Consider the following 855-nt stretch of genomic DNA (forward strand, 5'->3'; position numbering starts at 1 on the left):
ATATACACCGGCAATCCCCATGTAGCCAGACAACAAAGTTAGTGCGCCGACTACAAACTCAACAAAGGGCACTCGAATGTTCATGCTCGGCGTCAAGACTTTAAGCCCGTACATCAAGAGTATGACCAGCAAAAACACCGCAACAGGTGGGACTTTGAGTTCAAGTTTTCTCAAGGTTCAGATCCTTTGAAATGGAATGTTCATCATTGGGCAAAAAAGCCCAGTTGGACTGGGCTTGATGTCATTATACCAAAGTTAACAGTGCTTGAACGGGATGCTTAGGCTTTGTTCCTTCAAAGCGTTTTACTTGGCTTCGGCAAGAATAACCAGTAATCAAACATCTTTCGTTATCTAACTTATCTAGGTTTGGTTTCCAACTTAAATTGTATATGTCTTTCGACATCGACAGCTTATCAACCTCGTGGCCAAATGTACCCGCCATGCCACAACAACCAACCGGTACTGTATTCAATACCGCGCCAAAGTGAGCAAAAATAGCGCCCCATTCTTTCTCTGCGTTCGGCATTTTGGTTTTTTCAGTGCAGTGCGCAAACAAGTACCACGGTTCCTGATTTTCCCGTTGCTTTGCTACTTCAAACGCTTCCAACCTTGGGTACAGCCATTCGTGTGCCGTTAGCACATCGAAATCGCCTCGCTTGCTACCGAGTACTTCCGCGTACTCATCTCGATAACACAGCACCAATGCCGGATCAACGCCGACCAACGGAATGTCTAAGTCCGCCACCATCGCCAAGAACTTCGCCGTATCAGCCGCGGTCTCTTTAAACTGGCGTAGGAAACCTTTGATGTGTTGCGCTTTACCATTTGGCTTAAATGGCAAAAGCACTGGATGCA

The 855-nt window shown here is 46.4% G+C and carries 1 pseudogene; it reads right to left on the reverse strand.

The features are described 5' to 3' along the window. Window positions 1-244: 244 nt before the first annotated feature. Window positions 245-855: pseudogene (locus R7R78_RS25225) on the reverse strand ((Fe-S)-binding protein); the annotation flags it as partial.

The organism is Vibrio sp. 2134-1, from assembly GCF_033339495.1.